At 62.2% G+C, this 24,399-nt stretch carries 23 protein-coding genes and 1 tRNA gene; 15 read left to right on the top strand and 9 right to left on the bottom strand.

Going from position 1 to position 24,399, the window contains the following annotated elements; genetic code table 11:
* Window positions 1-1,536: an Asp-tRNA(Asn)/Glu-tRNA(Gln) amidotransferase subunit GatA gene (gatA, locus tag ACSBPU_RS03620; protein WP_442595674.1), complete on the top strand. Its 1,536-nt coding sequence runs from the start codon at window positions 1-3 to the stop codon at window positions 1,534-1,536.
* On the top strand, window positions 1,536-2,990 hold the full coding sequence (gatB, locus tag ACSBPU_RS03615) for an Asp-tRNA(Asn)/Glu-tRNA(Gln) amidotransferase subunit GatB (protein WP_442595672.1): 1,455 nt from the start codon (window positions 1,536-1,538) through the stop codon (window positions 2,988-2,990). The genes gatA and gatB overlap by 1 nt, the downstream gene beginning before the upstream one ends.
* A 710-nt stretch (window positions 2,991-3,700) precedes the next feature.
* Here gatB and pyrE read toward each other — a convergent pair.
* Complete coding sequence (gene pyrE, locus ACSBPU_RS03610) at window positions 3,701-4,372, bottom strand: orotate phosphoribosyltransferase (RefSeq protein WP_442598536.1); 672 nt, start codon at window positions 4,370-4,372, stop codon at window positions 3,701-3,703.
* Between the two features lie 230 nt (window positions 4,373-4,602).
* Here pyrE and ACSBPU_RS03605 point away from each other — a divergent pair, with 230 nt between their 5' ends.
* The 3 genes from ACSBPU_RS03605 (at window position 4,603) to ACSBPU_RS03595 (ending at window position 7,098) form a co-directional block, all read left to right on the top strand.
* Window positions 4,603-5,022: a DoxX family protein gene (locus tag ACSBPU_RS03605; protein WP_442595670.1), complete on the top strand. Its 420-nt coding sequence runs from the start codon at window positions 4,603-4,605 to the stop codon at window positions 5,020-5,022.
* An 82-nt stretch (window positions 5,023-5,104) separates the two neighbouring features.
* Window positions 5,105-5,890 carry an exodeoxyribonuclease III gene (locus ACSBPU_RS03600; RefSeq protein WP_442595668.1) on the top strand — a complete coding sequence of 262 codons (786 nt, stop codon included), beginning with the start codon at window positions 5,105-5,107 and terminating at the stop codon, window positions 5,888-5,890.
* Between the two features lie 56 nt (window positions 5,891-5,946).
* Window positions 5,947-7,098 carry an aminotransferase class V-fold PLP-dependent enzyme gene (locus tag ACSBPU_RS03595; RefSeq protein WP_442595666.1) on the top strand — a complete coding sequence of 384 codons (1,152 nt, stop codon included), beginning with the start codon at window positions 5,947-5,949 and terminating at the stop codon, window positions 7,096-7,098.
* On the opposite strand, the gene ACSBPU_RS03590 is transcribed toward ACSBPU_RS03595, so the two are convergent.
* Window positions 7,067-8,446: an aminotransferase-like domain-containing protein gene (locus ACSBPU_RS03590; RefSeq protein WP_442595664.1), complete on the bottom strand. Its 1,380-nt coding sequence runs from the start codon at window positions 8,444-8,446 to the stop codon at window positions 7,067-7,069. The genes ACSBPU_RS03595 and ACSBPU_RS03590 overlap by 32 nt on opposite strands.
* A 132-nt stretch (window positions 8,447-8,578) precedes the next feature.
* Between ACSBPU_RS03590 and ACSBPU_RS03585 the strand changes: the two genes are divergently transcribed.
* The 4 genes from ACSBPU_RS03585 (at window position 8,579) to ACSBPU_RS03570 (ending at window position 12,602) form a co-directional block, all read left to right on the top strand.
* Window positions 8,579-9,490: a DMT family transporter gene (locus ACSBPU_RS03585; RefSeq protein ID WP_442595662.1), complete on the top strand. Its 912-nt coding sequence runs from the start codon at window positions 8,579-8,581 to the stop codon at window positions 9,488-9,490.
* A gap of 123 nt (window positions 9,491-9,613) precedes the next feature.
* Window positions 9,614-10,804, top strand: a complete 1,191-nt coding sequence (gene gltS / locus ACSBPU_RS03580; protein WP_442595660.1) for a sodium/glutamate symporter — start codon at window positions 9,614-9,616, stop codon at window positions 10,802-10,804.
* 2 nt (window positions 10,805-10,806) lie between these two features.
* A complete protein-coding gene (locus tag ACSBPU_RS03575; RefSeq protein WP_442595658.1) occupies window positions 10,807-12,276 on the top strand; it encodes a TAXI family TRAP transporter solute-binding subunit in 1,470 nt (489 codons plus the stop codon).
* Entirely contained in the window at window positions 12,273-12,602 is a 330-nt protein-coding gene (locus ACSBPU_RS03570) for an SMR family transporter (protein ID WP_180065913.1), read from the top strand. Before ACSBPU_RS03575 ends, ACSBPU_RS03570 begins: the two co-directional genes overlap by 4 nt.
* An 8-nt stretch (window positions 12,603-12,610) precedes the next feature.
* On the opposite strand, the gene ACSBPU_RS03565 is transcribed toward ACSBPU_RS03570, so the two are convergent.
* The 3 genes from ACSBPU_RS03565 to metX are packed head-to-tail and all read right to left on the bottom strand — an operon-like array spanning window position 12,611 to window position 15,738.
* Window positions 12,611-13,849, bottom strand: a complete 1,239-nt coding sequence (locus ACSBPU_RS03565; RefSeq protein ID WP_442595656.1) for a muropeptide transporter — start codon at window positions 13,847-13,849, stop codon at window positions 12,611-12,613.
* An 18-nt stretch (window positions 13,850-13,867) separates the two neighbouring features.
* Window positions 13,868-14,479: a methionine biosynthesis protein MetW gene (gene metW, locus ACSBPU_RS03560; protein WP_442595654.1), complete on the bottom strand. Its 612-nt coding sequence runs from the start codon at window positions 14,477-14,479 to the stop codon at window positions 13,868-13,870.
* A gap of 8 nt (window positions 14,480-14,487) precedes the next feature.
* Window positions 14,488-15,738: a homoserine O-succinyltransferase MetX gene (gene metX / locus ACSBPU_RS03555; protein ID WP_442595652.1), complete on the bottom strand. Its 1,251-nt coding sequence runs from the start codon at window positions 15,736-15,738 to the stop codon at window positions 14,488-14,490.
* 220 nt (window positions 15,739-15,958) lie between these two features.
* On the opposite strand from metX, the gene ACSBPU_RS03550 reads away from it, so the two are divergent.
* Window positions 15,959-16,231: a LuxR C-terminal-related transcriptional regulator gene (locus ACSBPU_RS03550; RefSeq protein ID WP_180065920.1), complete on the top strand. Its 273-nt coding sequence runs from the start codon at window positions 15,959-15,961 to the stop codon at window positions 16,229-16,231.
* Here ACSBPU_RS03550 and ACSBPU_RS03545 read toward each other — a convergent pair.
* On the bottom strand, window positions 16,158-16,667 hold the full coding sequence (locus tag ACSBPU_RS03545) for a hypothetical protein (RefSeq protein WP_442595649.1): 510 nt from the start codon (window positions 16,665-16,667) through the stop codon (window positions 16,158-16,160). The genes ACSBPU_RS03550 and ACSBPU_RS03545 overlap by 74 nt on opposite strands.
* A 57-nt stretch (window positions 16,668-16,724) precedes the next feature.
* On the opposite strand from ACSBPU_RS03545, the gene gshA reads away from it, so the two are divergent.
* The 4 genes from gshA to ACSBPU_RS03525 all read left to right on the top strand — a co-directional run bounded on the left by gshA (window position 16,725) and on the right by ACSBPU_RS03525 (window position 20,224).
* Window positions 16,725-18,278 (top strand): glutamate--cysteine ligase, encoded by a 1,554-nt coding sequence (gshA, locus tag ACSBPU_RS03540; protein WP_442595647.1) that lies wholly within the window; start codon window positions 16,725-16,727, stop codon window positions 18,276-18,278.
* A 156-nt stretch (window positions 18,279-18,434) separates the two neighbouring features.
* On the top strand, window positions 18,435-18,971 hold the full coding sequence (locus tag ACSBPU_RS03535) for a cytochrome b (protein WP_442595645.1): 537 nt from the start codon (window positions 18,435-18,437) through the stop codon (window positions 18,969-18,971).
* Between the two features lie 37 nt (window positions 18,972-19,008).
* Window positions 19,009-19,581, top strand: a complete 573-nt coding sequence (locus ACSBPU_RS03530; RefSeq protein ID WP_442595643.1) for a YceI family protein — start codon at window positions 19,009-19,011, stop codon at window positions 19,579-19,581.
* Window positions 19,582-19,654: 73 nt separating this feature from the next.
* Window positions 19,655-20,224 carry a YceI family protein gene (locus ACSBPU_RS03525; RefSeq protein ID WP_180065930.1) on the top strand — a complete coding sequence of 190 codons (570 nt, stop codon included), beginning with the start codon at window positions 19,655-19,657 and terminating at the stop codon, window positions 20,222-20,224.
* A 141-nt stretch (window positions 20,225-20,365) separates the two neighbouring features.
* Here the strand turns inward: ACSBPU_RS03525 and ACSBPU_RS03520 are convergent, their stop codons facing one another.
* The 3 genes from ACSBPU_RS03520 to ACSBPU_RS03510 all read right to left on the bottom strand — a co-directional run bounded on the left by ACSBPU_RS03520 (window position 20,366) and on the right by ACSBPU_RS03510 (window position 23,188).
* Window positions 20,366-22,039 carry a diguanylate cyclase domain-containing protein gene (locus tag ACSBPU_RS03520; protein ID WP_442595640.1) on the bottom strand — a complete coding sequence of 558 codons (1,674 nt, stop codon included), beginning with the start codon at window positions 22,037-22,039 and terminating at the stop codon, window positions 20,366-20,368.
* A 111-nt stretch (window positions 22,040-22,150) separates the two neighbouring features.
* The gene (locus ACSBPU_RS03515; protein WP_442595638.1) at window positions 22,151-22,876 is read right to left on the bottom strand and encodes a tripartite tricarboxylate transporter substrate binding protein; all 726 of its coding nucleotides are present in this window, start codon (window positions 22,874-22,876) and stop codon (window positions 22,151-22,153) included.
* Between the two features lie 237 nt (window positions 22,877-23,113).
* A tRNA-Arg gene (locus ACSBPU_RS03510) sits at window positions 23,114-23,188 on the bottom strand.
* A gap of 245 nt (window positions 23,189-23,433) precedes the next feature.
* Here ACSBPU_RS03510 and ACSBPU_RS03505 point away from each other — a divergent pair.
* Window positions 23,434-24,378 (top strand): c-type cytochrome, encoded by a 945-nt coding sequence (locus tag ACSBPU_RS03505; protein ID WP_442595636.1) that lies wholly within the window; start codon window positions 23,434-23,436, stop codon window positions 24,376-24,378.
* Window positions 24,379-24,399 lie beyond the last annotated feature (21 nt).

The raw sequence follows: 24,399 nt of genomic DNA, 5'->3' as shown, positions 1-24,399 counted from the left end.
ATGTCAAACACCCCTCTCCATACAGAATTCGACAGCATCGCTGCGCTGCGCAATGCCCTGCGGGCACGCAAGCTGAGCGCCCGTGAAATTGCCGACAGCGCCCTGCTGGCCGCCGACAGGCATGCCGGCCTGAATGCCTTCCTGCATATCGATCGCGACCTGACCATCGCGCAGGCCGACGCGGCCGACAAGCTCCTGGCGTCCGGCGATGCCGCGCCTTCCCTGGCCGGCATTCCCATCGCCCATAAAGACGTCTTCGTGACCACCGGCTGGCGCACCACCGCCGCCAGCAAAATGCTGGACGGGTACCTCAGCCCCTTCAACGCCACCGTCGTCGAGCACCTTGCCGCGGCGGGTGCGGTATCTTTGGGCAAGCTCAATTGCGACGAGTTCGCCATGGGTTCGGGCAACGAAAACTCCGCCTTCGGGCCGGCGCGCAACCCCTGGGATCCGCAAGCCGTGCCTGGCGGATCCTCTGGCGGCTCGGCCGTGGCTGTCGCCGCTGGCCTGGCCGTGGCGGCTACCGGCACCGACACCGGCGGCTCGGTGCGCCAGCCCGCCGCGTTGTGCGGCGTCAGCGGCATCAAGCCCACCTATGGCACCGTTTCCCGTTACGGCATCATCGCCTATGGCTCCAGCCTGGACCAGGCCGGCCCGATCGCGCGCCACGCACGGGATCTGCTCGAAATCCTGGATCCCATCAGCGGCTTCGATCCCCGCGATGCCACCAGCCTGCAATTCTGCGACGATCAAGCCAACACCCCAGGGCGGATCCGCGCCGCATTCGATCAGGCCGTGCTGCACCAGGAAACGCTGGGCAGCCAGCCCCTGAAAGGCCTGCGCATCGGCGTTCCCGCCGAGTTCTTCAACGAAGGGCTGTCGCCCGAAGTCGCGGCCGCCGTCGAAGCCGCGCTACAGGCTTTTGAGTCCCTGGGCGCAGTACGCGTCGGCATTTCGCTGCCCCGCACTGAACTGTCCATTCCCACCTACTACGTCATCGCACCGGCTGAAGCGTCCAGCAATCTGTCGCGATACGACGGCGTCCGCTACGGCTACCGCGCAGCGCACTACCGCGACCTGGCCGAAATGACCAGCCGGTCCCGTTCCGAAGGCTTTGGCGCCGAAGTCCTGCGCCGCATCATGGTCGGCACCTATGTGCTGTCCCATGGCTATTACGACGCCTACTACCTGCAGGCGCAACGCGTGCGCCGCATGATCGTCAACGACTTCCAGCAGGCATTCTCCAGCCAATGCGATGTCATCATGGGCCCTGTCACGCCCAATCCGGCAAAACGCATCGGCGAAAACCGCGACGACCCGACCAGCGATTGGCTGGCCGATATCTACACGCTCGGCGTCAGCCTGGCCGGTCTGCCGGCCATGTCCATCCCCTGCGGATTCGGCCGCCCCGAACAACCTTTGCCCATCGGCCTTCAGATCATCGGCAATTACTTCAGCGAAGGCCAGTTGCTCGCGGTCGCCGACCGCTATCAACAGCTGACCGACTGGCATCAACGGAAACCGGAATTAGCATAATGGAATGGGAAATCGTCATCGGCCTGGAAACGCACACCCAGCTTTCCACCGAGTCCAAGATCTTTTCTGACAGCAGCACGCGCTTCGGCGCCGCCCCCAATACGCAGGCCAACGAGGTGGACATGGCCTTGCCGGGCAGCCTGCCGGTCATGAACCGCGGCGCCGTCGAACGCGCCATCCAGTTCGGCCTGGCCGTCGGCGCCCATGTCGCGCCGCGCTCGATTTTCGCGCGCAAGAACTACTTCTACCCCGACCTGCCCAAGAATTATCAGATCAGCCAGTTCGAGATCCCGGTCGTACAGGGCGGGTCCATCACCTTCTTCGTCGGCGACGAAGAAAAGACCATCAACCTGACGCGCGCGCATCTCGAAGAGGACGCCGGCAAATCGCTGCACGAAAACTTCACGGGGCCGCACGGCGAATCCTCGACCGGCATCGACCTGAACCGCGCCGGCACGCCGCTGCTGGAAATCGTTTCCGAACCCGAAATGCGTTCCGCCGCCGAGGCGGTGGCCTATGCCCGCACCCTGCACGGCCTGGTGGTCTGGCTGGGTATCTGCGACGGCAACATGCAGGAAGGCTCCTTCCGCGTGGACGCCAACGTCTCGGTCCGCCCCAAGGGCCAGACCGAGTTCGGCACCCGAACGGAAGTCAAGAACGTCAATTCCTTCCGCTTCCTCGAGCGCGCCATCCTATATGAAGCACGGCGCCAGATCGAGCTCATCGAAGACGGCGGCACGGTGGTCCAGGAAACCCGCCTGTACGACGCCGAGCGCGATGAAACGCGCAGCATGCGCAGCAAGGAAGACGCCCACGACTACCGTTATTTCCCCGATCCCGACCTGCCCCCGCTGATGATCGAGCCGGAATGGGTGCAGCGCGTTCAGGACGCCATGCCGGAACTGCCGGCCCAGAAGCGCGTACGCTTCGAACAGGAATTGGGCCTGGGCGGCTACGATGCGGCGCAACTGACCATGGCTCGTGCCACCTCGGTCTACTTCGAGGATACCGCCGCGCAACTGCCCCAGGGTCAGGCCAAGCTCGCCGCCAACTGGATGCTGGGCGAGCTCGCCGCAGCGCTGAACCGCGACGAAATCGAAATCGAGCAGAGTCCGGTGAAGCCGGCCGCCCTGGCAGGGCTCATCCTGCGCATCATCGACGGCACGATCTCGAACAAGATGGCGCGCGAAGTCTTCGCTGCCATGTGGTCAGGTGAAAACGAAGGCGATCCCGACGCCATCATCCAGGCGCGCGGCCTGAAGCAGATCAGCGATACCGGCGCCATCAGTGCCATGATCGACGAGGTCCTGGCCGCCAATCCGGCAGCCATCGAGGAGTACCGGGCCGGCAAGCAGAAGGCCTTCAACTCGCTGGTCGGTCAGGTCATGAAGGCCGCGAAAGGCAAGGCGAATCCACAGCAGGTGAACGACTTGCTGAAGGAAAAGCTGGGCTGACCTTTTGGGGTCAGACCCTAATGGCGCTGCCTTAAGAACTGACGAAGCCTATGTCTGCTTGATGCGGCAAGGCTTGCGCCATTTATGTTTAGTATCTGGCGCGGCCTGCCAGAGGCTTATGGGGCAGTCGGGCTCCCGTGCGCCGGTCCTGCTAACGCAGGGCTTCCCGGTCAAGGCCAAGCTGTCGGGGCGTGCGCATAACTCACGCCCACCGGGCCGGTGGCCCGAAAACGGGCGTTCAAACAAATGCGCACTTGCCTCCCCGCCAGCCCGTCCTTGGCCGGCGGCGCCCGAAAGTCGCCCTCCTCACCCCATAAGCCTCTGGCAGACCTCACAGCTGCGTGGACTGTGGCGGTGTGATGTGGGGTCAGACCCCGCGCGGGGTCTGACCCCTGGGTCTTAGGCGGTCCAGTCAGCATTGATGCAGGGCTGCTAGTCGTATAGGGGTGGAGGGCGGTTTTCGCAGGCGCTGGTTTTGGCTGCGATTCAGGGAGGCTAGGCCGGGACTGTTTGAGCGATGGGGTCGGACCCCCTACGGGGTCCGACCCCAAATCGCGAGTTTCCCGGCCGCCCTGAATCGCAGCCAAAACCAGGCAGTGATGGCCAACGGCCAGCACCGCCTGCGTCTAGCCCGATGCCCCTATACGACTGGCTGGCCGTGTTCAGTGACCTAAAAGTAGCCCAAAACGCTTAAGGCAGTGCCGTTGGATTCAGACCCCGTACCGATTCCGATACTCCGCAACGGCGGACCTATGCTCCGCCAGCGACGCATCACCCTCCAGCACGGCCATGATATCCGCCAGCGAGGCGATGCTCACCACCGGCATCCCGTAAGTGAGCGCCACGTCCTGCACCGCCGAATGCGCCGACAAGGCCTCGTCCGGGCCTGCGCGTTCCATGCGGTCCAGGGCGATCAGCACGGCGGCCGGCTCTGCGCCCGAGGCGCGGATGATGTCCACGGATTCGCGCACCGACGTGCCGGCCGTGATCACGTCATCGATGATGACGACCTTGCCCTGCAGCGGCGCGCCGACCAGCACCCCGCCTTCGCCATGGTCTTTTGCCTCTTTGCGATTGAACGCGAAAGGAACGTCACGCCCGCTCAGTGCTGCATGCCCCGCCAGCGCCGTGGCGGTCGTCGCCGCCAGCGGGATGCCTTTGTAGGCGGGACCGAAAAGCATATCGAACTGGACACCGGAGTCGATCAGCGCCTGGGCGTAGAACTGCGCCAGCCGCCCGACTGAACGCCCCGTGTTGAACAGGCCGGCATTGAAGAAATACGGACTCATGCGTCCGGACTTGACTTTGAACCGACCAAAGCGAAGCACGCCTTGATCAAGGGAAAAACGAACGAACTCGGAACGGTTGGAAGAATCGGCCATGGCTAGGGAAAAAATCGGGAAACCGATATTATCGAACAAAACAGGCATGCGCCCCGCGGATTGCGTCAGGAAACCAACGAAACGGCGCCATGCGCGCCGGATCGACAGGTATATGTGTATTTCCCCGGCTTTATTCATTACACTTCCTTGCAACCGACCGAACAGGATTTTCTTGGAGTACGTACAGCAGCAGTTTCGCCCTTCAGCAACATTTCCTTCGGAGAATCACCATGAGCACCTCAGCATCTTGCGCCGTCTGGACCCCTCGCGTTTTAAGCATTCTTCGTATCGTCAGTGGCTACATGCTGCTATTGCACGGGACCGCCAAGCTGCTCGGCGCCCCTCATGTTGCGATGTTCGACAATCTGCAGATCGCTTCGCTTTACGGCATCGCGGGCATCATCGAACTGGTATTCGGCGCCTTGCTGCTCGTCGGGCTGTTTACGCGCATCTCCGCCTTCATCGCGTCGGGCTTCACGGCGGCGGCCTATTTCATCGGCCACGTCGCAACCAAGGGCAGCCTGCTCTTTCCCTTGCTCAACGGCGGCGAAGCGGCGGCCCTGTTCTGCTTCATCTTCCTGTACATCTGGATGGCGGGGCCGGGGCCGTGGAGCCTGGACGCCATGATGCGCAAAGACAAGGTCGGCTAGAGCCCTTCGACGCCGCAAGACAGGCGGCGGGAGATCCGGGTTAAAGTCTGGGGTTCCATCGGTTTTTTCAAGAAGGGCCCCAATGCTCCGCGTAATCTCCGCCAACCTGAACGGCATCCGCTCCGCCGTCAACAAAGGCTTCCTGGAATGGCTGCCCAACCAGGAAGCCGATTTCATCTGCCTCCAGGAGCTCAAGGCGCAAGTCGACAACATGACGGCCGTCATGTTGAATCCTCCCGGCTATTACGGCTATTTCCATTACGCAGAAAAGAAGGGCTACAGCGGCGTCGGGGTCTATGCCAGGAAGCAGCCCCTGCAAGTCATCGAGGGGCTGGGCGTGCCCGAGATCGACGCCGAAGGCCGCTATCTGGAGCTCGTCTATGACGGCCTGTCCGTCATATCGGTCTACTTGCCTTCCGGCTCTAGCGGCGACCACAGGCAGGCTGCAAAGTACGTGTTCATGGAACACTTTTTCAAGCACCTGATCCAGCTCGCCAAGTGCGGACGCCAGGTCATCCTGTGCGGCGACTGGAACATCGCCCACAAGGAAATCGACCTCAAGAACTGGAAAGGCAACATGAAGAACAGCGGTTTCCTGCCAGAGGAACGCGCCTGGCTGACGCGGGTCTTCGATGAAATCGGCTGGGTCGATGTCTACCGCAGCCTGTACCCGGAGACACTGGGCGAAGCCTACACCTGGTGGAGCAACCGCGGGCAGGCATGGGCCAAGAATGTAGGCTGGCGCATCGATTACCAGATCGCCACGCCCCAGATCGCGGCAACCGCCAACGCCGCCTCCATTTATAAGGATCAGCGCTTCAGCGACCATGCGCCCCTGACCATCGACTACGACACGACCGTGGGCTAATATCGGTACACGGCTCCCCCCTTTCCAACGCTGAATGAACCTATCCGGAGGCAAACGTGCCAAGCCTACTTCCCAATACCGATCCCGACGGGCTGCTGGAATACTCGGTCGTCTATACAGACAGGGCGCTGAACCACATGTCGCAGGCGTTCCAGGGCGTCATGAAAGACATTTCCCATACCCTCAAAAAGGTGTACAACGCTCACGCCGCCATTATCGTGCCCGGCAGCGGCACCTTCGGCATGGAAGCCGTCGCGCGCCAGTTCGCAACGAACAAACCTTGCCTGGTCATCCGCAACGGCTGGTTCAGCTTCCGCTGGAGCCAAATCTTCGATATGGGCGGCATACCCTCCTCCACCACGGTCCTCAAGGCCCGTACCATCGAAAGCGGATCCCAGGCCGCCTTTGCGCCGCCTCCGATCGACGAGGTCGTCGCCGCCATCAAGGCCGAAAAACCGGCTGTCGTCTTCGCCCCCCACGTTGAAACCGCATCGGGCATCATGCTGCCCAACGACTACCTGCGGCGCGTCGCAGACGCAGTGCATGCGGAAGGCGGTTTGTTCGTGCTGGACTGCATCGCATCGGGCACGATCTGGGTCGATATGCAGGCCACCGGCGTCGACGTGCTGATCAGCGCTCCGCAAAAAGGCTGGACCGCCTCCGCGTGCTGCGGACTGGTCATGCTCAGCCCGCAGGCCCGCAAGGCAATCGACAATACCGTCAGCACCAGCTTCGCCTGCGACCTGCGCAAGTGGCTGCAGATCATGGAAGCCTACGAGCAAGGCGGCTTTGCCTACCACGCCACCATGCCTACCGACGCGCTGGCCATTTTGCGGGACGTCATGGCCGAAACCGAGGCCTACGGCTTCGATAAAGTACGCGACGAACAGCAACAGCTGGGTGATCGGGTGCGCGCGCTCCTGCGCGAAAAAGGATTCAAAAGCGTTGCAGCCCCGGGCTTTGAAGCGCCCGGCGTCGTCGTCAGCTACACCGACGACGACGAAATCCAGTCGGCCAAGAAGTTTGCATCAGCCGGGCTGCAAGCCGCTGCCGGCGTGCCCCTGCAATGCGACGAACCCGCCGGATTCAAGACCTTCCGCATCGGGCTCTTCGGTCTCGACAAGCTGCATCATCCCGATCGTACTGTCGGCTTGCTGGCCGACGCGCTGGACGACATCACGGCCCAAGCAGTTCCGCAAGCACACTGAAAAGCCGCGGGTCGCCCGACTGCGCGATATTGAACCGCAGAAAGGCGCCCGCCGATCCGGACAAGCTGAACACATTGCCCGGCGCGAGCACGACGCCGCGCTCCAGCGCGCGCCGGCTCAGCTCGGCCGCATCGACGCCCTTGGGAAGGCGGCACCACAAGAACATGCCGCCGCGCGGCAGCAGCCAGGGGCGTATGCCCAAGGCCGCCAGCTTGTCGACGACCGGCCCCATTGCGTGCGCCAGGCGCGTCCGCAAGCCCTCGACATGCCGCCGATAGCTGCCATCCTTGAGCATCCGGCAGACCAGTTCCGCCGACAGCCGGTTGCCGCCGAACGTGGTCGCGATCTTGAGATCCGCCAAGGCCTCTATCCAGTCCGGACGCGCTGCAATGTATCCGCAACGCGCAGCGGCCGACAAGGTTTTCGAGAAGCTGCCAACATGAACGACCCGTCCCAGCCCATCGAAGGCCGCCAGACGCGGCGTGGGCTCGGTCTCGAAATCCGCGAAGATGTCGTCTTCGATGATGGTCACGTCGTACTGCTCGGCCAGCTTCAGGACCCGATGCGCCGCCAAGGGCGACAGCACGGCGCCGGTGGGATTGTGCAAGGCGGAGTTGGTCAGGTACAGGCGCGGGCGGTGCTCGGCAAGCGCCCGCGAAAACTGTTCGATATCCGGCCCCGACGGCGTATACGAAACCCCCACCACTTTGACGTGATGAGCCCGGAGCAATGCGTGGAAATTGAAGTAGCACGGGTCGTCCACCAGCACCGTGTCGCCCGACTCGAGCAGAAATCTGCAAATGAGATCCAGGGAATGCGTGCCGCAGTCCGTAAGCAGGATCTGCTCAGGAGCGGCTGGGATTGCGTTTTCCTGCAGTCGCCGGGACAGCAGGGTTCGCAGGGGCGCAAAACCCAGGGGCGTATCGTAATCGGCCAGCGCGGCGGAGTCCGAACGGGAAATGGCGCGCAAGGCGCGCCGCATGTTCTCGTGAGGCATCCAGGCCGGCGGCAGCCATCCGCAGCCCGGCTTGAGCAATGTGCCGTCGGAATCGAGCGCCTGGCGGGCCACCCATAAGGGGTCGAGCTCGCGATCCAGGCGCGGGCCAATGCTGCCGAGCGCCAGCGGCGGCGCGGGTGCCGCGACGTAGAATCCCGCCCCCCTGCGAGAGGAAATAGTGCCTTCGGCGGCCAGACGATCATAGGCTTCGACGACGGTGGACTTGGAAACGCCCAGCGCCTGCGCGCACGCCCGGATCGAAGGCAGTTTCGCGCCGGTGGCCAATTGGCGCGCGGCGATGCGCTGATGGATTTCGCCCATTACCTTGGCGGTGAGCGTCTCGGCCTGCATCGATGCCTTGCCTCCTGGAACGACTGTATTTGACAATGTACCCGTACAGTTTATATGAATTGTACTGATGCGTATCTGGTCGAGCGCGCGCGTTCCGGCGCATCATATGGCCAGGGCAATCTGGAATCAATCATGAAAGACACATCGAAAGGCTGGCTCAACGGGCTTCTGGGCGTAATCATATTCAGCGGCTCGCTGCCGGCGACAAGGGTGGCCGTGGCCGACTTCGATCCAGTCTTCCTGACGGCGGCGCGCGCAACCATCGCCGGCATGCTGGCGTTGGCGCTGCTGCGCTTCGCCCGCGCCAAGCGACCGTCCGGCCGCGACCTGGCAAGCCTGTGCCTGGTCGCGCTCGGCGTGGTACTGGGCTTTCCCCTCTTTACGGCGCTTGCGCTGGAGCACATCACCGCCGCGCGCTCGGTGGTGTTCATCGGCCTGCTGCCTCTGGCCACGGCCCTGTTCGGGGCACTGCTCGGTCAAGAGCGGCCGCATCCCGCGTTCTGGCTCTTCGCGGTCCTGGGCAGCTCCTGCGTGCTTGCATTCGCGCTCGCCCAGGATGCCGGCGGGTCGTCCGTGGGCGACCTCTATATGTTCGCGGCCATCGTCGCCTGCGGTTATGGCTATGCCGAAGGCGGGCGCCTGTCGCGCCGCATCGGCGGGTGGGAAGTCATTTCCTGGGCTCTCGCCTTGTCGCTGCCCATCATGGGTGCGCTCTGCCTGGCCACGCTGCCCGGCGAATGGGGATCCATCGGCCTGCCGGCCTGGACCGGGCTGGTATACGTTTCTTTGTTCAGCATGCTGATCGGCTTCTTCTTCTGGTACCGGGGCCTGGCGCAGGGCGGCATCGCCGCCGTCAGCCAGCTTCAACTGCTGCAGCCTTTCATGGGCTTGGCGCTTGCCGCCGCGCTGCTGGGGGAGCCCGTCAGTCGTGCCATGCTGGCGGCCACTATTGCAGTCGTAGGCTGCGTGGCCGGCGCACGCATTTTTGCGGCACGGCCGCCTGCGTCCCCGCCGATGCGTCGCAAGGCCGAAGCGAATCGCTGATCAGGATGCCGACGCGCCAACAAGCCAAAGGGCTGCAGCCGCCTCGCCGCCAACTTGGCGGAAACCACCGGCTCGGTGTATCGTTCCCGGCACGGCATCGCGATGCGGAACAAAGACACCTCCATGAGCCTAGACCCCCTTGTATCACTACTGGCCGCCATCGGCATGCTCCTCATCGGCACGCTGGTCAATCGTAAAGTTTCATGGCTGTCCCGCTACAACATTCCCGACCCGATCACCGGCGGACTCATCTTTGCGGTCCTGTCCTCCCTGCTGCTCGCCACGGCCGACTTCCGGATCACCTTCGACCAGCCCATCAAGCCGCTTTTCCTGCTCATGTTCTTCAGCGGCGTGGGGCTTTGCGCCGACTTGCGCCTACTCAAGCGCGGCGGCAAGGCGCTGATCATATTCCTGATCGTCCTGCTGCCCTTCATCGTGCTGCAGAACATCGTCGGGGTAAGCATTGCGATGCTGCAGGACCTGCATCCCATTTTCGGATTGGTCGCGGGGTCGATCACGCTGGTCGGCGGCCACGGCACCGGTGCCGCCTACGCCGGCCGCTTTGCCGAAGTCAACAATCTTCAAATGGTCATGGACCTGACCATGACCGTCGCCACCATCGGACTCATCGTCGGCGGCATCATCGGCGGGCCGATCGCTCAGTTCCTGATCAATCGGTATAAATTGCGCTCAAACGCAGAGGCCTCCAACGAAGATCATCGATTCGTCGAAGCGCCCGCACCGCTCGGCACCGTTTCGACTCTGGGCGCCCTGGCCGGCATCTTCACGGCGGTGATACTCGGGCAATGGCTGGCCGACTTTTTCGCCGGCGGCACCATAACGATTCCCGGATTCCTGTGGTGCATGCTGATCGGCATCGCCATCCGCAACCTGCTTCCGTTCGCCGGTGTAGAGTTCGATGACCGGGCCGCCGACCTCATCTCCAACGTCAGCCTCTCGCTGTTCCTGGTCATGACGATGATGACGCTCGATCTGGTCGAGGTCGCGCTTTCGGCCGGGCCCTTCCTTCTGATCATCCTGGCCCAGGTCGTACTGATCTTCCTCTATGTCGTCTTCGTATGCTTTCGCTTCATGGGGCGCGACTACGAAGCCGCCGTCACTTCCGCCGCGTTCATCGGCTTCAATATGGGTTCCACCGCCACTGCCATGGCGAACATGCAGGCAATCACGTCACGGCATGGTCCCGCGCCCACCAGCAATCTCATTGCGCCGCTGGCCGGCGCCTTCTTCGTCGACATCATGAACGCCTTCGTGCTTACGGGCATGCTCGCGCTGCCTTTCATCGGAGGCTGACGATGCGCGCCTTCCTGACATCGCTGCTTCTTGTTTTCCTTGCCGCCTGCACGGCCGGGCCCGACACGGACGCCTTGAAAGCCGATGTGCACGAGCGGCTTGAACTGGCATTGCCGGCAGGCTTCGCCGAGGTGGAAAGCCTGCATCGCCGCGGTTCCCAAGTGGATACCAAATCGCCTGATGGAGAAAGCCGCCGCATCGTTTATTTCGACGTGTCGCTCAAGCTCAATCGCGACATCGATTTCGGTGCCTGGAACGCGCCCGGTATCGCGGGCCTGATTTCGGCGCTGGGCGCCGGCCCCAAAGGCGTAGAAGGCATCATCACGGGCGGCAACAAGGCCGGCGATGTGATCACGGCGCACGGCACCGCACGATACCGGCAGAACGGTGATGCGTGGGAGCTCGTGGTACCCGCCGGCTATCTGCCTCCGGTTGCTCCAGGCGTCGTCACCGGCCAGAACGAGGGAGCGGGCGCCATACTTTCAACGATACGCAAGGTCGTGGACGCTTTCCCGCGCAACACTTCCCCGGCGGAGTATGCCGCCATCGAAGAAGAATTGACCGCGGCGCACGCAAGCATACGGGCACGGCTCGCCAGGGTCTCCGATGGCTATGCCATTGCCGCCGGCGCCGAGCACGGGCAGTACCTGCGCGTGGCGCGCGCATTGTTCGGCGACCGCGACTCGCGGGTCGTCCCGCTGATCACCCGCGGGGGTGAAGAAAACCTGCGGCTTCTGCGAGCGGGCAAGGTTTCCCTGATCGTGGCGCAAGGTGACGCGGCGCTGGATGCCTATCAGGGCAGCGGCCCCTTCAGCAACGATGGGCCGCATGCATCGCTTCGAGCCATCGCCAGCCTGTACCCGGAACCCATGCATGTGCTGGTGCGCGCCGCCGACGGCCCGGAATCGGTTGCCGGTCTGCGCGGCAAGCGGATTGCCGTAGGAGAAACCGGCGCGGCGTCGCGCACCACGGCGCTGCGCGTGCTCGAAGCCCACGGACTGCGGCCGGAGGACATCGACGCCAGGGCGTTGAGCATCAGCGCAGCCCTGCTGGCCTTGCAGAACAACGAGGTGGATGCGGTGCTGCAAGTCATCGGCACACCGGCCGACAGCGTGCGGGACGCGCAAAAAGACATGCGGCTCAAGCTGCTGCCCCTGTCGAACGAAGCAATCGCAAACCTGTCGGGTGCCCGGGCCGGGTATTTTCCGTACACGATCGTGCGGGGCACGTATGCGGGCCAGGAACAAGACGTCAAGACCATTGCCACGGCCGCACTGCTGTTGACGGGAACCACGCTTTCCGATTCGGAGATCGGTTCGCTGATCCAAAGAGTGTTTGAACCCGGGCGCGACTACACCGCCCTGGGAAGCGCGCAGGGTACGCAGATTTCCCTCGCGACCAGCAGCGTTGGGCTCCCCGTTCCCCAACACATTGCAGCAACCCGCGCACTGGAGCGCCTGAGCGCCAAATGAGCTGGCTCTATCTATCCATCGCCATCATTGCCGAAGTCGTCGCCACCACCGCGCTCAAGGCATCCGAAGGCTTTACCCGACTGATTCCTTCGATCATCGTGGTCGCCGGCTACGGCCTGGCTTTTTTCATGCTGGCGCAGACGCTTCGCAGCATCCCCGTGGGAGTGGCCTATGCCATCTGGTCGGGGGTCGGCATCGTCCTGGTGTCCATCGTGGGCTTCTTTCTGTTCAAGCAGCGGCTGGACGCCCCGGCGCTGCTGGGCATCGCGCTGATCATCGCCGGCGTGCTGGTCATGCAGGTGTTTTCCAAGACATCGGGCCATTGAGGCCGTGATCAGACGCCGTCGCGCGCATCCAGCGCATGGATTTCATCGCGCCGCAGGCGCAGCAGAACCAGGCCGGGCAAGGCGATGAGGACGGTCAGGACGAAGAATCCGGGCCATCCCATCGACTCCACCAGAGGCGGCGTGAAAGGCCCGGCCAGATAGGTGCGCCCCACTGCCGACAGGGCCGACAGCAAGGCAAATTGCGTTGCGGAAAACTCCCGCCTGCACAAGCCCATGAGCAGCGCCACGAAGGCAGCGGTGCCCAGGCCTCCGCACAGATTCTCGATGGCGACCACCAGGGCCATGAAATACAGATGGGGCGGCGCCACCGCCAGCACCCAGTAGCCAAAGTTGGAAACCGCCTGCAGCAGGCCGAACAGCATGAGCGAGCGATACAGGCCCAGCCTGGCCATGAGCGCGCCGCCGGCGAGCGCGCCGATGATGGTGGCCGCCAGGCCGAACACCTTGTTGATGGAACCCACTTCGGAAACGCTGAACCCCGCGCCGCGTATCAGGAAGGTGGTCGACAATGCGCCCGCGAATGCGTCGCCCAGCTTGTACAGCACGATGAGCAGCAAAATGGTGATGGCGCCCCGGCGGCTGAAGAATTCGCGCAAGGGCTCGACGACGGCGACGGCCAGCGAACGCGGCGCGGCCGCAATGATTTCCGGCTCGGGAGCCAGGAAGGTGGCCACGGCGCACACCACCATGAAGGCACCCATGAGGAAATACATATTGTGCCAGCCCAACCATTGGTCAGCGAGAACCAGCGCCAGCCCGCCGGATACGATCATGGCGAGCCGATAGCCCAGCACTTTGACCGCTGCGCCGGCGGCGCGCTCCTCGCTGCGCAGGACATCGGTGCTGTAGGCGTCGAACGCAATGTCCTGGGTTGCCGAAAGAAACGCCACAAGCACCGCCAGCGCGGCCAGCATGCCCAGATTGCCGGACGGAGAAAACAGGCCCATGCCCGCAATGGCGGCAGCCAGCAAGAGCTGCGTCAGGAACATCCAGCCGCGGCGTCTGCCAAGCAGCGGCGGCGCATAACGGTCAACCAGCGGCGCCCACAGAAACTTCAGCGTGTAGGCGGTACCGATCAGCGTCAGAAAGCCGATGCTCTGCAAAGATATATTGTCGACCGTGGCCCAGGCCTGCAGCGTGCCGCTCGTCAGCGCCAAAGGCAAGCCGCTCGCGAAACCCAATATCAGTAAAGGAAAAACGCGACGGCTGGCATAAACGCTGGACATGGTTGCGAAGATGGATACCTAGGATTGCGGGGAAACGGGCGGGGACTCGAACCGGTATACGGCCAAGGTGCTGCGCCAGCCCGGGAAGAGTTTAACTTCTTTGTTTCCGTTGAAGGTCGCCAAATGCGTGATGCGCAATTGCAGCGCGGCGGCAAGGTCTTCGAAGTCCTTCAGCGTGCACAGATGGATATTGGGCGTATCGAACCACTGGTAGGGCATTTCCCCCGTTACGGGCATGCGGCCGCGCAGGATGGACCATCCGTGAGGCCAGTATCCGAAATTGGGAAAAGAGACGATGCCGTACCGCGCAACCCTGGTCATTTCGCGCAGGATGTGCTCGGTATTGTGCATGGACTGCAGGGTACGCGACAGGACGACGGTGTCGAACTGCTTGTCGTCGAACATGGCCAGCCCTTCTTCCAGATTCTGCTGGATGACTTGCACGCCGCGCCGCACGGCCGCGATCACCTGCTCGTCGTTGAGCTCGACCCCTGCCCCCACGACGTTCTTGTTGTTTTGCAGGTAGGCCAGCAAAGTGCCGTCGCCGCAGCCGAGATCCAGCACCCTGCTTTCCGGGTCTATCCAGCTCGCGATGCGTTTGAGGTCCGGGCGGACGTGCTTGGGTGCCACTGCTGTCTTCACGCCAACACCCCGTTGATCTGCTTGCGTTCACCCAGACCCAGCTTGGCGGCGATCCGATCGTAATAGCCCTGCACCACCGCGTGGTATCGGGCATCGTCCAGCAGGAAAGCATCATGGCCGTGCGGCGCATCGATTTCCGCATAAGTGACGGCCCGATTGTTCTTCAGCAGGGCACGGACGATTTCCCGGGAGCGCTCGGGCGGAAAACGCCAATCGGTCGTGAACGATACCAGCAGGAAATCGGCCGTGGCGCTTTGCAGCGCGCGGGCCAGGTCGCCCCCATGATTGCGCGACGGATCGAAATAATCCAGGGCGCGGGTAATCAGCAAATAGGTGTTGGCATCGAAATACGTCGAAAACTTCTCGCCCTGGTAGCGCAGATAGGATTCGACCTCGAATTCCACGTCGTATCCGTAGTGGAATTCGCCGTTGTCGGCCGGTGCCCGCTGTGTCCGGCCGAACTTGGTGGCCATGTCGTCATCGGACAGGTAGGTGATATGCCCGACCATGCGGGCCACGGACAGGCCATGGCGTGGCACGGTGCCGTGCGCGTAGTAATCGCCGCCATGGAAATCCGGGTCGCTGATGATGGACCGGCGAGCCACTTCGTTGAAGCCGATGTTCTGTGCCGAGAGACGCGGTGTGCTGGCGATGACGATACAGTGCCCGACACGGTCCGGGCAGGTGATGGCCCAGCTCAGCGCCTGCATGCCGCCCAGCGACCCGCCCATGACGGCCGCAAAGCGCTCGATGCCGAAATGGTCGGCAAGACGTGCCTGGGCGCGTACCCAGTCTTCGACGGTGAGGACGGGAAACGCCGCCCCCCAGGGCTGGCCGGTATCGGGATTGACGCTTGCGGGGCCGGTGGAGCCGAAGCAAGACCCCAGGTTGTTCACGCCGATGACGAAATAACGGTCGGTATCGACTGCCTTGCCGGGCCCCACCATGTTGTCCCACCAACCAATGTCTTTCGGATTGTCGGCCGATATGCCCGCCACATGATGCGACGCATTCAGCGCGTGGCAGATCAGCACCGCGTTGCTGCGTTCGGCATTGAGCGAGCCATAGGTTTCGACTGCAAGCTCGTAGCGCGGCAGGACCTGGCCGCTGGTCAGCGAAAGGGGTTCATTGAAGGCGATGCGCTGCGGTGACACGACACCCACGGAACCGCGCGGAATCGCGGGCTCTTCGGCAGTGGCAAGGGGAGATGCAGCAGAGGGTGTTTCAGGTAAGAATAGTTCGGCCATGTGGACCTCTTTAGCTGGATTTATGAGGCGCCCGCAAGCAGATCAAGCAAATCGGCGCTCTGACAGAATCGATATATTACCACCCCGCTCCACCGCTGCGGAAAGCGCCCCTTCCGCCGTCAAGGTTGCATTTATCCGCGGTGAGTTGGCGAGCACGTCAAAAGTTGATACATTCGATGAAAAAATGTAATCAATACAGACTCGCGACAGAGGGAAGCGCATGAAGCCGTTGACCAAAAGGGAGCTGTCTTGCCTGCAGTGGGCTGCTCAAGGCAAGACGAGCTGGGAGGTGGGCATGATACTGGGGCTGACGGAGCGCACCGTCAATTTTCACATTCAAAATGCCTGCAAGAAACTCGGTGTCCATGGTAGGCAAGCCGCCATCACCGTCGCCCTGCAAGCCGGCATGCTTTGCCTTCCTAACGCGCCACTGCCACGCCTCGCAGGAATTCATCGGCTTCCGGCTCAGGGAACTCATCGGGAACAGCCGTGACCAGGCCTTCGACCAGCGCCTGTTCCGTCAACCACACCTTGCCCTTCAGCCGGAGGGCACCCTTTGAGGACTTTCCATCGATGACGAAGGGTTCGCCAAAGGCCGGAAGCGGATCCGGTTCCGTGGCGCCAAGACTCCGGTAAAGAGACCGCATGACGGCCTGGGCAAAGTCTGCGCGCGCTGCCGCATCCTCCGCGACGCCCGCCGGCAGGCTTGCATACGCCACGGTGAACATTCCGCTGCCGACCGACGCGCTGGTCATGCTGAATACCAGCCGATGGCCGTTGAATTCGAGATCTCGTTCCTGGGTCGTCGGCTTGTCCGGGAAAAAAGCCTTGACGGCGCCATCCGCCACCGGCGTTTCGCGCCAGTTGTAGCTGGGCGAGCACCCTGCCAGCACCACCGTCATCAAGCATATCAATAGGATACGTACCACGACCACACCTCAGGTAAAATCGCCAACGACAAGAACTTATTTAAAAGATGCGCCCCAATGAATCCCAGTGAACCTCGCCATGCTTTGCTCGGCCGAAACCAGTCCATACTCAAAGGCATACTGCGGGGTATCGAAAAAGAAGGGCTGCGTGTCGACCAGCGGGGCATGCTGGCGGCAACACCGCATCCCCGGCCGCTGGGCTCGGCGCTGACACATCCGCGCATTACAACGGATTACTCCGAAGCTCTGCTGGAACTCATCACCGCCACGCACAATAGTACCGAAAGCCTGCTCGGCGAGCTCGAACTCACGCATCGCTATGTGGCGCAGCACCTCGATGGCGAGCTGATCTGGAACCATTCCATGCCGGCTGAGCTGCCGGCCGAGGCCGATATCCCCATCGCATGGTACGGCTCCTCGAACAGCGGCATGTTGAAGCATGTGTACCGGCGCGGGCTGGCGGAACGATATGGCAAGACCATGCAATGCATCGCCGGCGTCCACTATAACTACTCCCTGCCGGCCGATGCCTGGGACCTTCTGGGCTTCGAGGGCACGACGCCGACGGATAAAGCATCCAAGGGCTACCTCGCGCTCATTCGCAACTTCACCCGCTATTCCTGGCTGCTGATGTATTTATTCGGCGCCTCGCCCGCGGTATCCAAAAGCTTCTTGCGCGGCCGCCCCCATCCTTTGCAGGAATTCAGCCGCGACACGCTTTACCTTCCTCATGCAACCAGCTTGCGCATGAGCGATCTGGGCTACCAGAACAAGGCGCAGTCCGACCTGCAGCTTTGCTATAACGATCTGGAAACCTTCCTGAGCCGCATGCACACCGCCGTCACGACACCGTGGCCGGCCTACCAGGCCATCGGCACGCATCGCAACGGCGAATGGGTACAACTGAACACCAACATCCTGCAAATCGAGAACGAGTACTACTCGAACATCCGGCCCAAGCGGGCCACGGGACGCGGAGAGCGCCCGGCGACCGCCCTGCGCAATCGCGGCGTCCAATACATCGAAGTCCGCTGTCTCGACATCGACCACGATTCGCCCATCGGGATCTCTGCGGAAACCAGCCGGTTCATGGACGCCTTCCTGCTGTTTTGCGCAGTCGAAGAAAGCGCCATGTTTCCCAATAATGGTTTTTGCCGCGACAGCCACGACAATTTCGGCGACGTGGTCACGCAAGGCCGCAAGCCCGGCCTCACGCTGATACGCCGTAACAAGCCGGTCAGCATCGAAGAATGGAGCGCCGAACTGATGGAAGGCATCGCGCCCTACGCCCGGCTGCTCGATGACGCCAACGGCGGAACGCTGTACGCGGACGCCCTGGCGGCCCAGGTCCGCAAGACCAAGGATGCCAGCCTGACGCCGTCCGCACAGTTGCTGGAGCGACTGCGCGACCAGGGTTCGAGCCTGCACGACTTCATGCTCGATCTGAGCCGGGCGCACCATGAAGCGTTGCGCGCCGCGCCGCTCGACGCCGGAGAAGCAGGCGAATACCAGAAGTTGGCTCTCGAATCGTTCGAAGCGCAAGAAGCGCTGGAAGCCGGCGACCGGGAAGACTTCTCGAGCTATGTAGCGCGCTATCACGCCGCGCTGTAGCAGCGCTGCTCCCCGCGCTTCGGCGCGGCCACATTGTCCTAATACTGGGACAATGTGGCCTGACAAGGGAACTTATCAAGCAATTTCATAGTCAATATAATTTCGCCATCTCGCGGAGCCTGGCATGCCCAGGCGTTGACTATTCGAACTACCGGCATGAAACATCGCTACAACCTCACGGCAATCTCCCTGCATTGGCTCATTGCATTGAGTCTCATCGGCACCTTCGCGCTCGGCGTATACATGAGCGACCTGGCCCTTTCCCCCAACAAGCTCAAGCTTTATTCCTGGCATAAATGGGCTGGGGTGAGCATCTTTTTCCTGGTGCTGTGCCGCCTGGCCTGGCGCGTAACGCACCGCCCGCCGGCGCTGCCCGAAACCATGCCCGCAGGGATGCGGCAACTTGCCCATGTCGCGCACTGGGCGCTTTATGCCTTGATGCTGGCCATTCCCATTTCGGGGTGGCTCATGAGCTCGGCCCAGGGCTTCCAGGTGGTCTGGTTCGGCGTCATGCCGCTGCCCGATCTCGTGGCGCGGGACAAAGCGCTGGGTGTTCTGCTGCAAGACGTCCACATCGTATTGAACTACACACTGCTTTGCGCGGTCATAGCCCACGTGGCGGCCGCCCTGAAGCATCACTTCATCGACCGGGACGACGTGCTGTCCCGCATGCTGCCCTGGGCTGCCAAGTAAGCCGCAATAGCCAGAACCTCAACGAACGGAGCCTCAAATGACGATTCCTTACCTGCGCCATGGCGCTATTGCGGCCGCCATGGCGTTCGCAGCCGCCGGCAACGCGGGCGCCGCCCAGTATCAACAAGTGGATACCGCCGCCAGCAAGGTCACCTTCGCCTACAGCCAGATGAGCGTGGGAATGGAAGGCGGCTTCAATAAGCTCGAGATCCCCGAGTTCCAGTTTGACCCGGCGGCGCCCGAAGCGGCGCGCGTTGTTGCGCACATTCCGCTGTCGAGCATCGACGCCGGCTACGAAGAAGCCAATGCCGAGCTGGGCAAGACCGAATGGCTGGACACCGGCGCGCACCCCATGGCGTCGTTCACTTCCGGCAAGGTCGAAGCGCTGGGCGACAACCGCTACCAGGTCAGCGGCACACTGACCATCAAGGGCAAATCCCAAGAAGTCAGCGCCCCCTTCACCTTCAAGGAAGAAGGCGGTAACGCCATTTTCGACGGCGCCTTCGGCTTCAAGCGCGCCGACTTCAGCGTCGGAGAAGGCAGTTGGGGCGACTTCAGCATTGTCGCCAACGAAATCCAGATCAAGTTCCATGTAGTCGCCAAGCCTTAAGGCCGGCGCAGTCCCTCGTCGCCGGGCCCGCCAAGGCCCGATCGTTTCACTTACTCCATACAAGGACAAGGATATGAAAAAAACATTGCTCGCAGCCTCCTTCGCCACCCTGGTCGCCGGCACAGCCGTTGCCGCGCCACAAACCTATGTGATCGACTCCACGCATACTTTCCCGCGTTTCTCATACGACCACATGGGCATGTCCAAGCAGATCCTGCGGTTCAACAAAACGACGGGCGAAGTGGTTTTCGACAAGGAAGCCAAGACTGCGCAGGTTGACGTCACGATCGACATGAAATCCGTCGATACCGGCGTCGAGGCGTTCAACGGCCACATCCAGGGCGCGGACTTCCTGGATACCGGTGCCCATCCGACCGCCACCTTCAAGTCATCAAGCGTGAAGTTCGACGGCGACAAGCCCGTCAGCGTCGATGGCGAGCTGACCATCAAGGGGATCACCAAGCCCGTGACGTTGACCATCACGTCGTTTGCCAACAAGCCTCATCCCATGCTCAAGAAAGACGCCATCGGCGCCAACGCGACCGCCGTCATCAAGCGCAGCGAATTCAACGCCGGCAAGTTTGCTCCGGCAGTAGGCGACGAAGTCACGCTCGACATCGCGCTGGAAGCAGTGCTGAAGTAAGGATCCGGAACGCCGGAGGGGGTCAGACCCCATGAGGGGTCTGACCCCAGCCCTGGACCAAGGGTCGGACCCCGTACGGGGTCTGACCCTCACACCGTCGAAGAGGGGTCGGACCCCGAATGGGGTCCGACCCCCCGTTTTTCAGCCGTTGACGGCCATGGGCCCATGCGATCCTTCCAGCAGGATGCCGCCGCCATCGCCAGCGAAACAAATTCCGTTCTTGCCCGATTTTTTGACTTGATACATGGCGCTATCCGCCTGCATGATCAACTGCGCGCCGGATATGGGGCTGCCGCCGCCGTTATACAGCGCAATGCCGATGGATGCGTTCAGCGCCAGGCTCTTTTCACCTACCCTGCACGGATCCGAAATCCCCGCCAGACATGCCCGTGCCTGACGAAGCGCATCATCGCGCGGCTCGTGCAGATCCGTCAGCAGCACGACGAACTCATCGCCGCCCAGACGTGCCACGGTATCGCCCGGGCCGCGTCCCTGGGACAGCCGCTGGGCGACTTGGATCAGTACGGCGTCGCCCGCGCCGTGGCCGTGCACGTCATTGATCGTCTTGAGACAATCCAGATCGCAAAACAGCAGCGCGAAGCTGGATCGCTCGCCATCCGCCTTTTTCATCGCCGCATCCAACCGTTTTTCAAGCATCTGGCGATTGCAGACACCCGTGAGCGAATCGTGGTGGGCCAGAAACGACATGTGCGCCTCGCTCTTGCGAAGCGCTTCTTCCTGCTCCCGCAGCCGGTCCAGCAAGTGATTGAAGCCCAGTACCACATTGCCGACCTCATCGCTGCGCCTGACAGGCAAGGCGGCCAGTTCACGGCGGCCGTCCGCCATCTCGCGCATGGCGCGAGCGGTATCCGTCAATGGACGCAGTACCCGAGGAAGAAGAAAAAGAAGAGCGGCGATGACGATGAACAAAGTGATCGCCGTGCCTTGTATCACGAATCCACCCAGTTTCCTGAATGTTCCGAATGCTTCGTCGGCGGCCATGCGGGCGACGACGAACCAGGCGCTGTCGGGCACTCCGACCATGGCCGCGAGTTCTTCCTGTCCCCGCTCATTGATCACGATATCCGCCCCGCGGAATCCGGGAACGGCCCGATCGAACAGCGCATGGGCGCCTGGCGCCGGCAAGGCTTTCATGACGAGTCCGGGGTCGCTTGCCCCAACATAGACGCCGTCTTCCGGAGAAATCACCAGCAAGCCGCCACTTTCACCCACGCGGCGCTCTTGCAGGGGCTGCAGAAAAAATGGCGAGCCGAGCCTGGCCGCACCGGAGACCGCGGCGATCAGCCCGCCCTTCGCATCAAGTATGGGCGCCGTCACAACCAGCATCGCTTCGTCTTTCGGGCCTGCGGAAAACGGTCGGCTGACGATCGCGCCGCCCACCGACCGCAGTGTCTCGGACCATTCAGGACCCGCGTCGAAATCAGGCGGCAGCACCGGCGTGGAGGACCCCGCAGCCAGCACGCGACCGGAGCCGTCAAGAACCGTAAGGCCGGCATCGAACAGCAAAGTCAGTTGCTGACGCTCTTCAAGCCAGTTCGACAACTCCCGGGGGCGGTCAAGCAGCGTCAAAGGGATGTGTTCGCTCAGATACCCGGCCAATTGCTTGCGTTCGGCAATGTTGCGTTCGACATCGCGTGCAACATACGAGGCGATCGACAATTGACGCTCTTCGATCTGATCCCGGAACTGTTCCTGCATGAACGGCAATGCCAGAAAATAGCGCGTGCCCGAGGCCAGCGCAATCAGCACGATGCTGAGCGCAATGAGGCGAAACTTCAGCGTCTGGACGTTCATCTGAGGAACCGTGCCACGAAGGAGCTAAAGTGTGTATGAGAACACAATCCGCCTAAACTGTAACGAACTATTTTTGGGGTCAGACCCCGTACGGGGTCTGACCCCTCCTTCTCATTTGCTCTTGTCGACGATACTCAGCGACTCTCCGAGTTCGCGATAGATCTGGAACTGCCCCTGGGTGAAGGCCTTGGCATCGGCAGGCCCTTTGACGAAAGGAACCGACCCCGCGTTCGAAGTCGCCCGCTGCCAGGTCTCGTCTTGACCAGTCTTCTGGACCAGCGCCCAGATGCGCTCGACGAGCGCCGGCGGCATGTCGGGCGGCCCGGATATCCCGCTCCAGCCCGTAATCTGCTCCATCTTGCCCAGCCCCAACTCTTTGGCAGTGGGCACGTCGGGCAGGGATGCCAGGCGCTCGGGCGTCGTAACGAACAGCGCGCGCAGGTTGCCCGCCTTGATCAACCCGTGCGCCGGCCCGATGCTGCTGCAGGAAAAATCGATTTGCCCCGCCAGCAAGGCTGCGGTCGCATCGCCGGTGCCCTTGTAGGGAATCTGAGTAGGCGGCTTGCCCTCAAGCTTGAGGACATCGAACAACAGGCGCGGCCCCATGTCGTTGGTCGTCAGGGCGCCGGCGGTACCGTAGTTCAAGGTGGCTCCCTTGGTGCGCAAGGCCGTTTCAAGATCCTTGAACGTCTTGTAGGCGGAGTCGCCCTTGACATAGCAGCCGTAAGGATTGAGTTCCAGCAGGGCGATGGGAGTGAAATCGCTCCATTTGTATTTGGTGCTGGTAGGCGCAATGGCGGGAAGTATGGCTTGCGAGCCGGGACGAGAAAGAAGCAAGGTATAGCCGCCGCCGGTACGTACGCCGGAGTTTCCCGTGTATTTGATATGGCATCAGTCTGCCGACAATGACATTGCGCATCGCTGGCTGCGTGAAGCGATCGTGAATTTGTGCGGGAGGCTGTGAGCTATGAAAGGCTAGACATGGGGTCAGACCCCGTACGGGGTCTGACCCCTGGCCTGGAAGGAATCTGAGGAAGGGTCAGACCCCATGCGGGGCCTGACCCCGGATGAATTTGGCGCGCCCGACAGGAATCGAACCTGTATCAAGAGCTTCGGAAACTCTCATTCTATCCATTGAACTACGGGCGCGGGGCCATCATTGTAGCGTGTTTACAGGAAATGTTCTAAACCCGCGCCGCGCAAGGCTTCGCGCCGTTTTCAAGGAGGGAATACCCTGTCTATATGCACTCTGCCGGTAGTGTCGTTATAATCGCAGATTCAGAAGGGGACGAGAATGCATGCTATTGCATGCGCCACCCTTTTTGTACCCAAGACATCACGCAGAATTCATCAGGCCTTGGCGCCCTCAGCATAGGAACACGCAGGATTCGATTATGAACAACACTGAAGAACACGTCGAAGAGACCATCGAGGAGCACGAGGGCCTCATCAAAACGCCCAAACAGCTGATCGTAACCGTAATCCTGGCTTTCATCGTACCGGTCGTCGTCATCCTTCTGCTGGTCAACCTTGTTTCCACATCCTCGCAGCTTGGCGCGGGTTCCGATGCCCAGACAGACGAAGCCATCGCATCGCGAATCAAGCCTGTAGCCGGGTTCCACCTCGTCGATGCCAATGCGCCCAAGGTCGTCAAGACCGGGCAGCAGGTGTACGAATCCACCTGTACCGCCTGCCACGCGGCCGGTGTAGCAGGCGCACCCAAGATGGGTGACAAGAATGCCTGGGCACCGTACATCGCCAAAGGATATGAAGAGCTGGTTCAAAAGGCCATTCATGGCGTAGGCGCCATGCCGCCCAAGGGTGGCAACCCGTCGCTGAGCGACTTTGAAGTCGAGCGCGCAGTGGTCTACATTGCAAACCAGTCCGGCGCTTCGTTCGACGAGCCCAAAGAACCTGCAGGCGACGGCCAGCAAGCGGCTGCCGACGGCAAGCCCGCTGCGGCACAAGCTGCAGCCGCTCCCGCCGCCCCGGCACAAGCCGCCGCTCCCGCCCAGGCAGCGGCGCCTGCTCCGGCACCCGCAGCCGAAGCACCGGCCGCCGCAGCGCCTGCCGCGCCCGCAGCCGAATCCGCCAGCATAGACCCCGCAGGCGAACAGCTCTACAAGACCGTCTGTTTTGCTTGCCATACCACAGGCGTTGCCAACGCCCCCAAGCTGGGTGACAAAGACGCATGGGCACCCCTGATAGCCCAAGGCATGGACGCCATGATGGCCATCGCCATCAACGGCAAGGGCGCCATGCCGCCGCGCGGCGGGTCTCAAGCCAGCGATGCCGAAATCAAAGCCGCCGTGGAATACATGGTTCACGCAGTCAAGTAAATCTGCGGCACTCGAAGAAAA

Source organism: Parapusillimonas sp. JC17 (assembly GCF_052180245.1).
Taxonomy (GTDB): Bacteria; Pseudomonadota; Gammaproteobacteria; order Burkholderiales; family Burkholderiaceae_B; genus Parapusillimonas.
The sequence above is the reverse complement of the archived record's forward strand: the minus strand, read 5'-3'. Positions and strand labels throughout refer to the sequence as shown.

Coding starts and splice junctions, on each gene's coding strand:
- gatA (WP_442595674.1), top strand. CDS start 1: ATGTCAAACACCCCTCTCCATACAGAATTCGACAGCATCGCTGCGCTG.
- gatB (WP_442595672.1), top strand. CDS start 1,536: ATGGAATGGGAAATCGTCATCGGCCTGGAAACGCACACCCAGCTTTCC.
- pyrE (WP_442598536.1), bottom strand. CDS start 4,372: ATGGCCGATTCTTCCAACCGTTCCGAGTTCGTTCGTTTTTCCCTTGAT.
- ACSBPU_RS03605 (WP_442595670.1), top strand. CDS start 4,603: ATGAGCACCTCAGCATCTTGCGCCGTCTGGACCCCTCGCGTTTTAAGC.
- ACSBPU_RS03600 (WP_442595668.1), top strand. CDS start 5,105: ATGCTCCGCGTAATCTCCGCCAACCTGAACGGCATCCGCTCCGCCGTC.
- ACSBPU_RS03590 (WP_442595664.1), bottom strand. CDS start 8,446: ATGCAGGCCGAGACGCTCACCGCCAAGGTAATGGGCGAAATCCATCAG.
- ACSBPU_RS03585 (WP_442595662.1), top strand. CDS start 8,579: ATGAAAGACACATCGAAAGGCTGGCTCAACGGGCTTCTGGGCGTAATC.
- gltS (WP_442595660.1), top strand. CDS start 9,614: ATGAGCCTAGACCCCCTTGTATCACTACTGGCCGCCATCGGCATGCTC.
- ACSBPU_RS03575 (WP_442595658.1), top strand. CDS start 10,807: ATGCGCGCCTTCCTGACATCGCTGCTTCTTGTTTTCCTTGCCGCCTGC.
- ACSBPU_RS03570 (WP_180065913.1), top strand. CDS start 12,273: ATGAGCTGGCTCTATCTATCCATCGCCATCATTGCCGAAGTCGTCGCC.
- ACSBPU_RS03565 (WP_442595656.1), bottom strand. CDS start 13,849: ATGTCCAGCGTTTATGCCAGCCGTCGCGTTTTTCCTTTACTGATATTG.
- metX (WP_442595652.1), bottom strand. CDS start 15,738: ATGGCCGAACTATTCTTACCTGAAACACCCTCTGCTGCATCTCCCCTT.
- ACSBPU_RS03550 (WP_180065920.1), top strand. CDS start 15,959: ATGAAGCCGTTGACCAAAAGGGAGCTGTCTTGCCTGCAGTGGGCTGCT.
- gshA (WP_442595647.1), top strand. CDS start 16,725: ATGAATCCCAGTGAACCTCGCCATGCTTTGCTCGGCCGAAACCAGTCC.
- ACSBPU_RS03535 (WP_442595645.1), top strand. CDS start 18,435: ATGAAACATCGCTACAACCTCACGGCAATCTCCCTGCATTGGCTCATT.
- ACSBPU_RS03530 (WP_442595643.1), top strand. CDS start 19,009: ATGACGATTCCTTACCTGCGCCATGGCGCTATTGCGGCCGCCATGGCG.
- ACSBPU_RS03525 (WP_180065930.1), top strand. CDS start 19,655: ATGAAAAAAACATTGCTCGCAGCCTCCTTCGCCACCCTGGTCGCCGGC.
- ACSBPU_RS03520 (WP_442595640.1), bottom strand. CDS start 22,039: ATGAACGTCCAGACGCTGAAGTTTCGCCTCATTGCGCTCAGCATCGTG.
- ACSBPU_RS03505 (WP_442595636.1), top strand. CDS start 23,434: ATGAACAACACTGAAGAACACGTCGAAGAGACCATCGAGGAGCACGAG.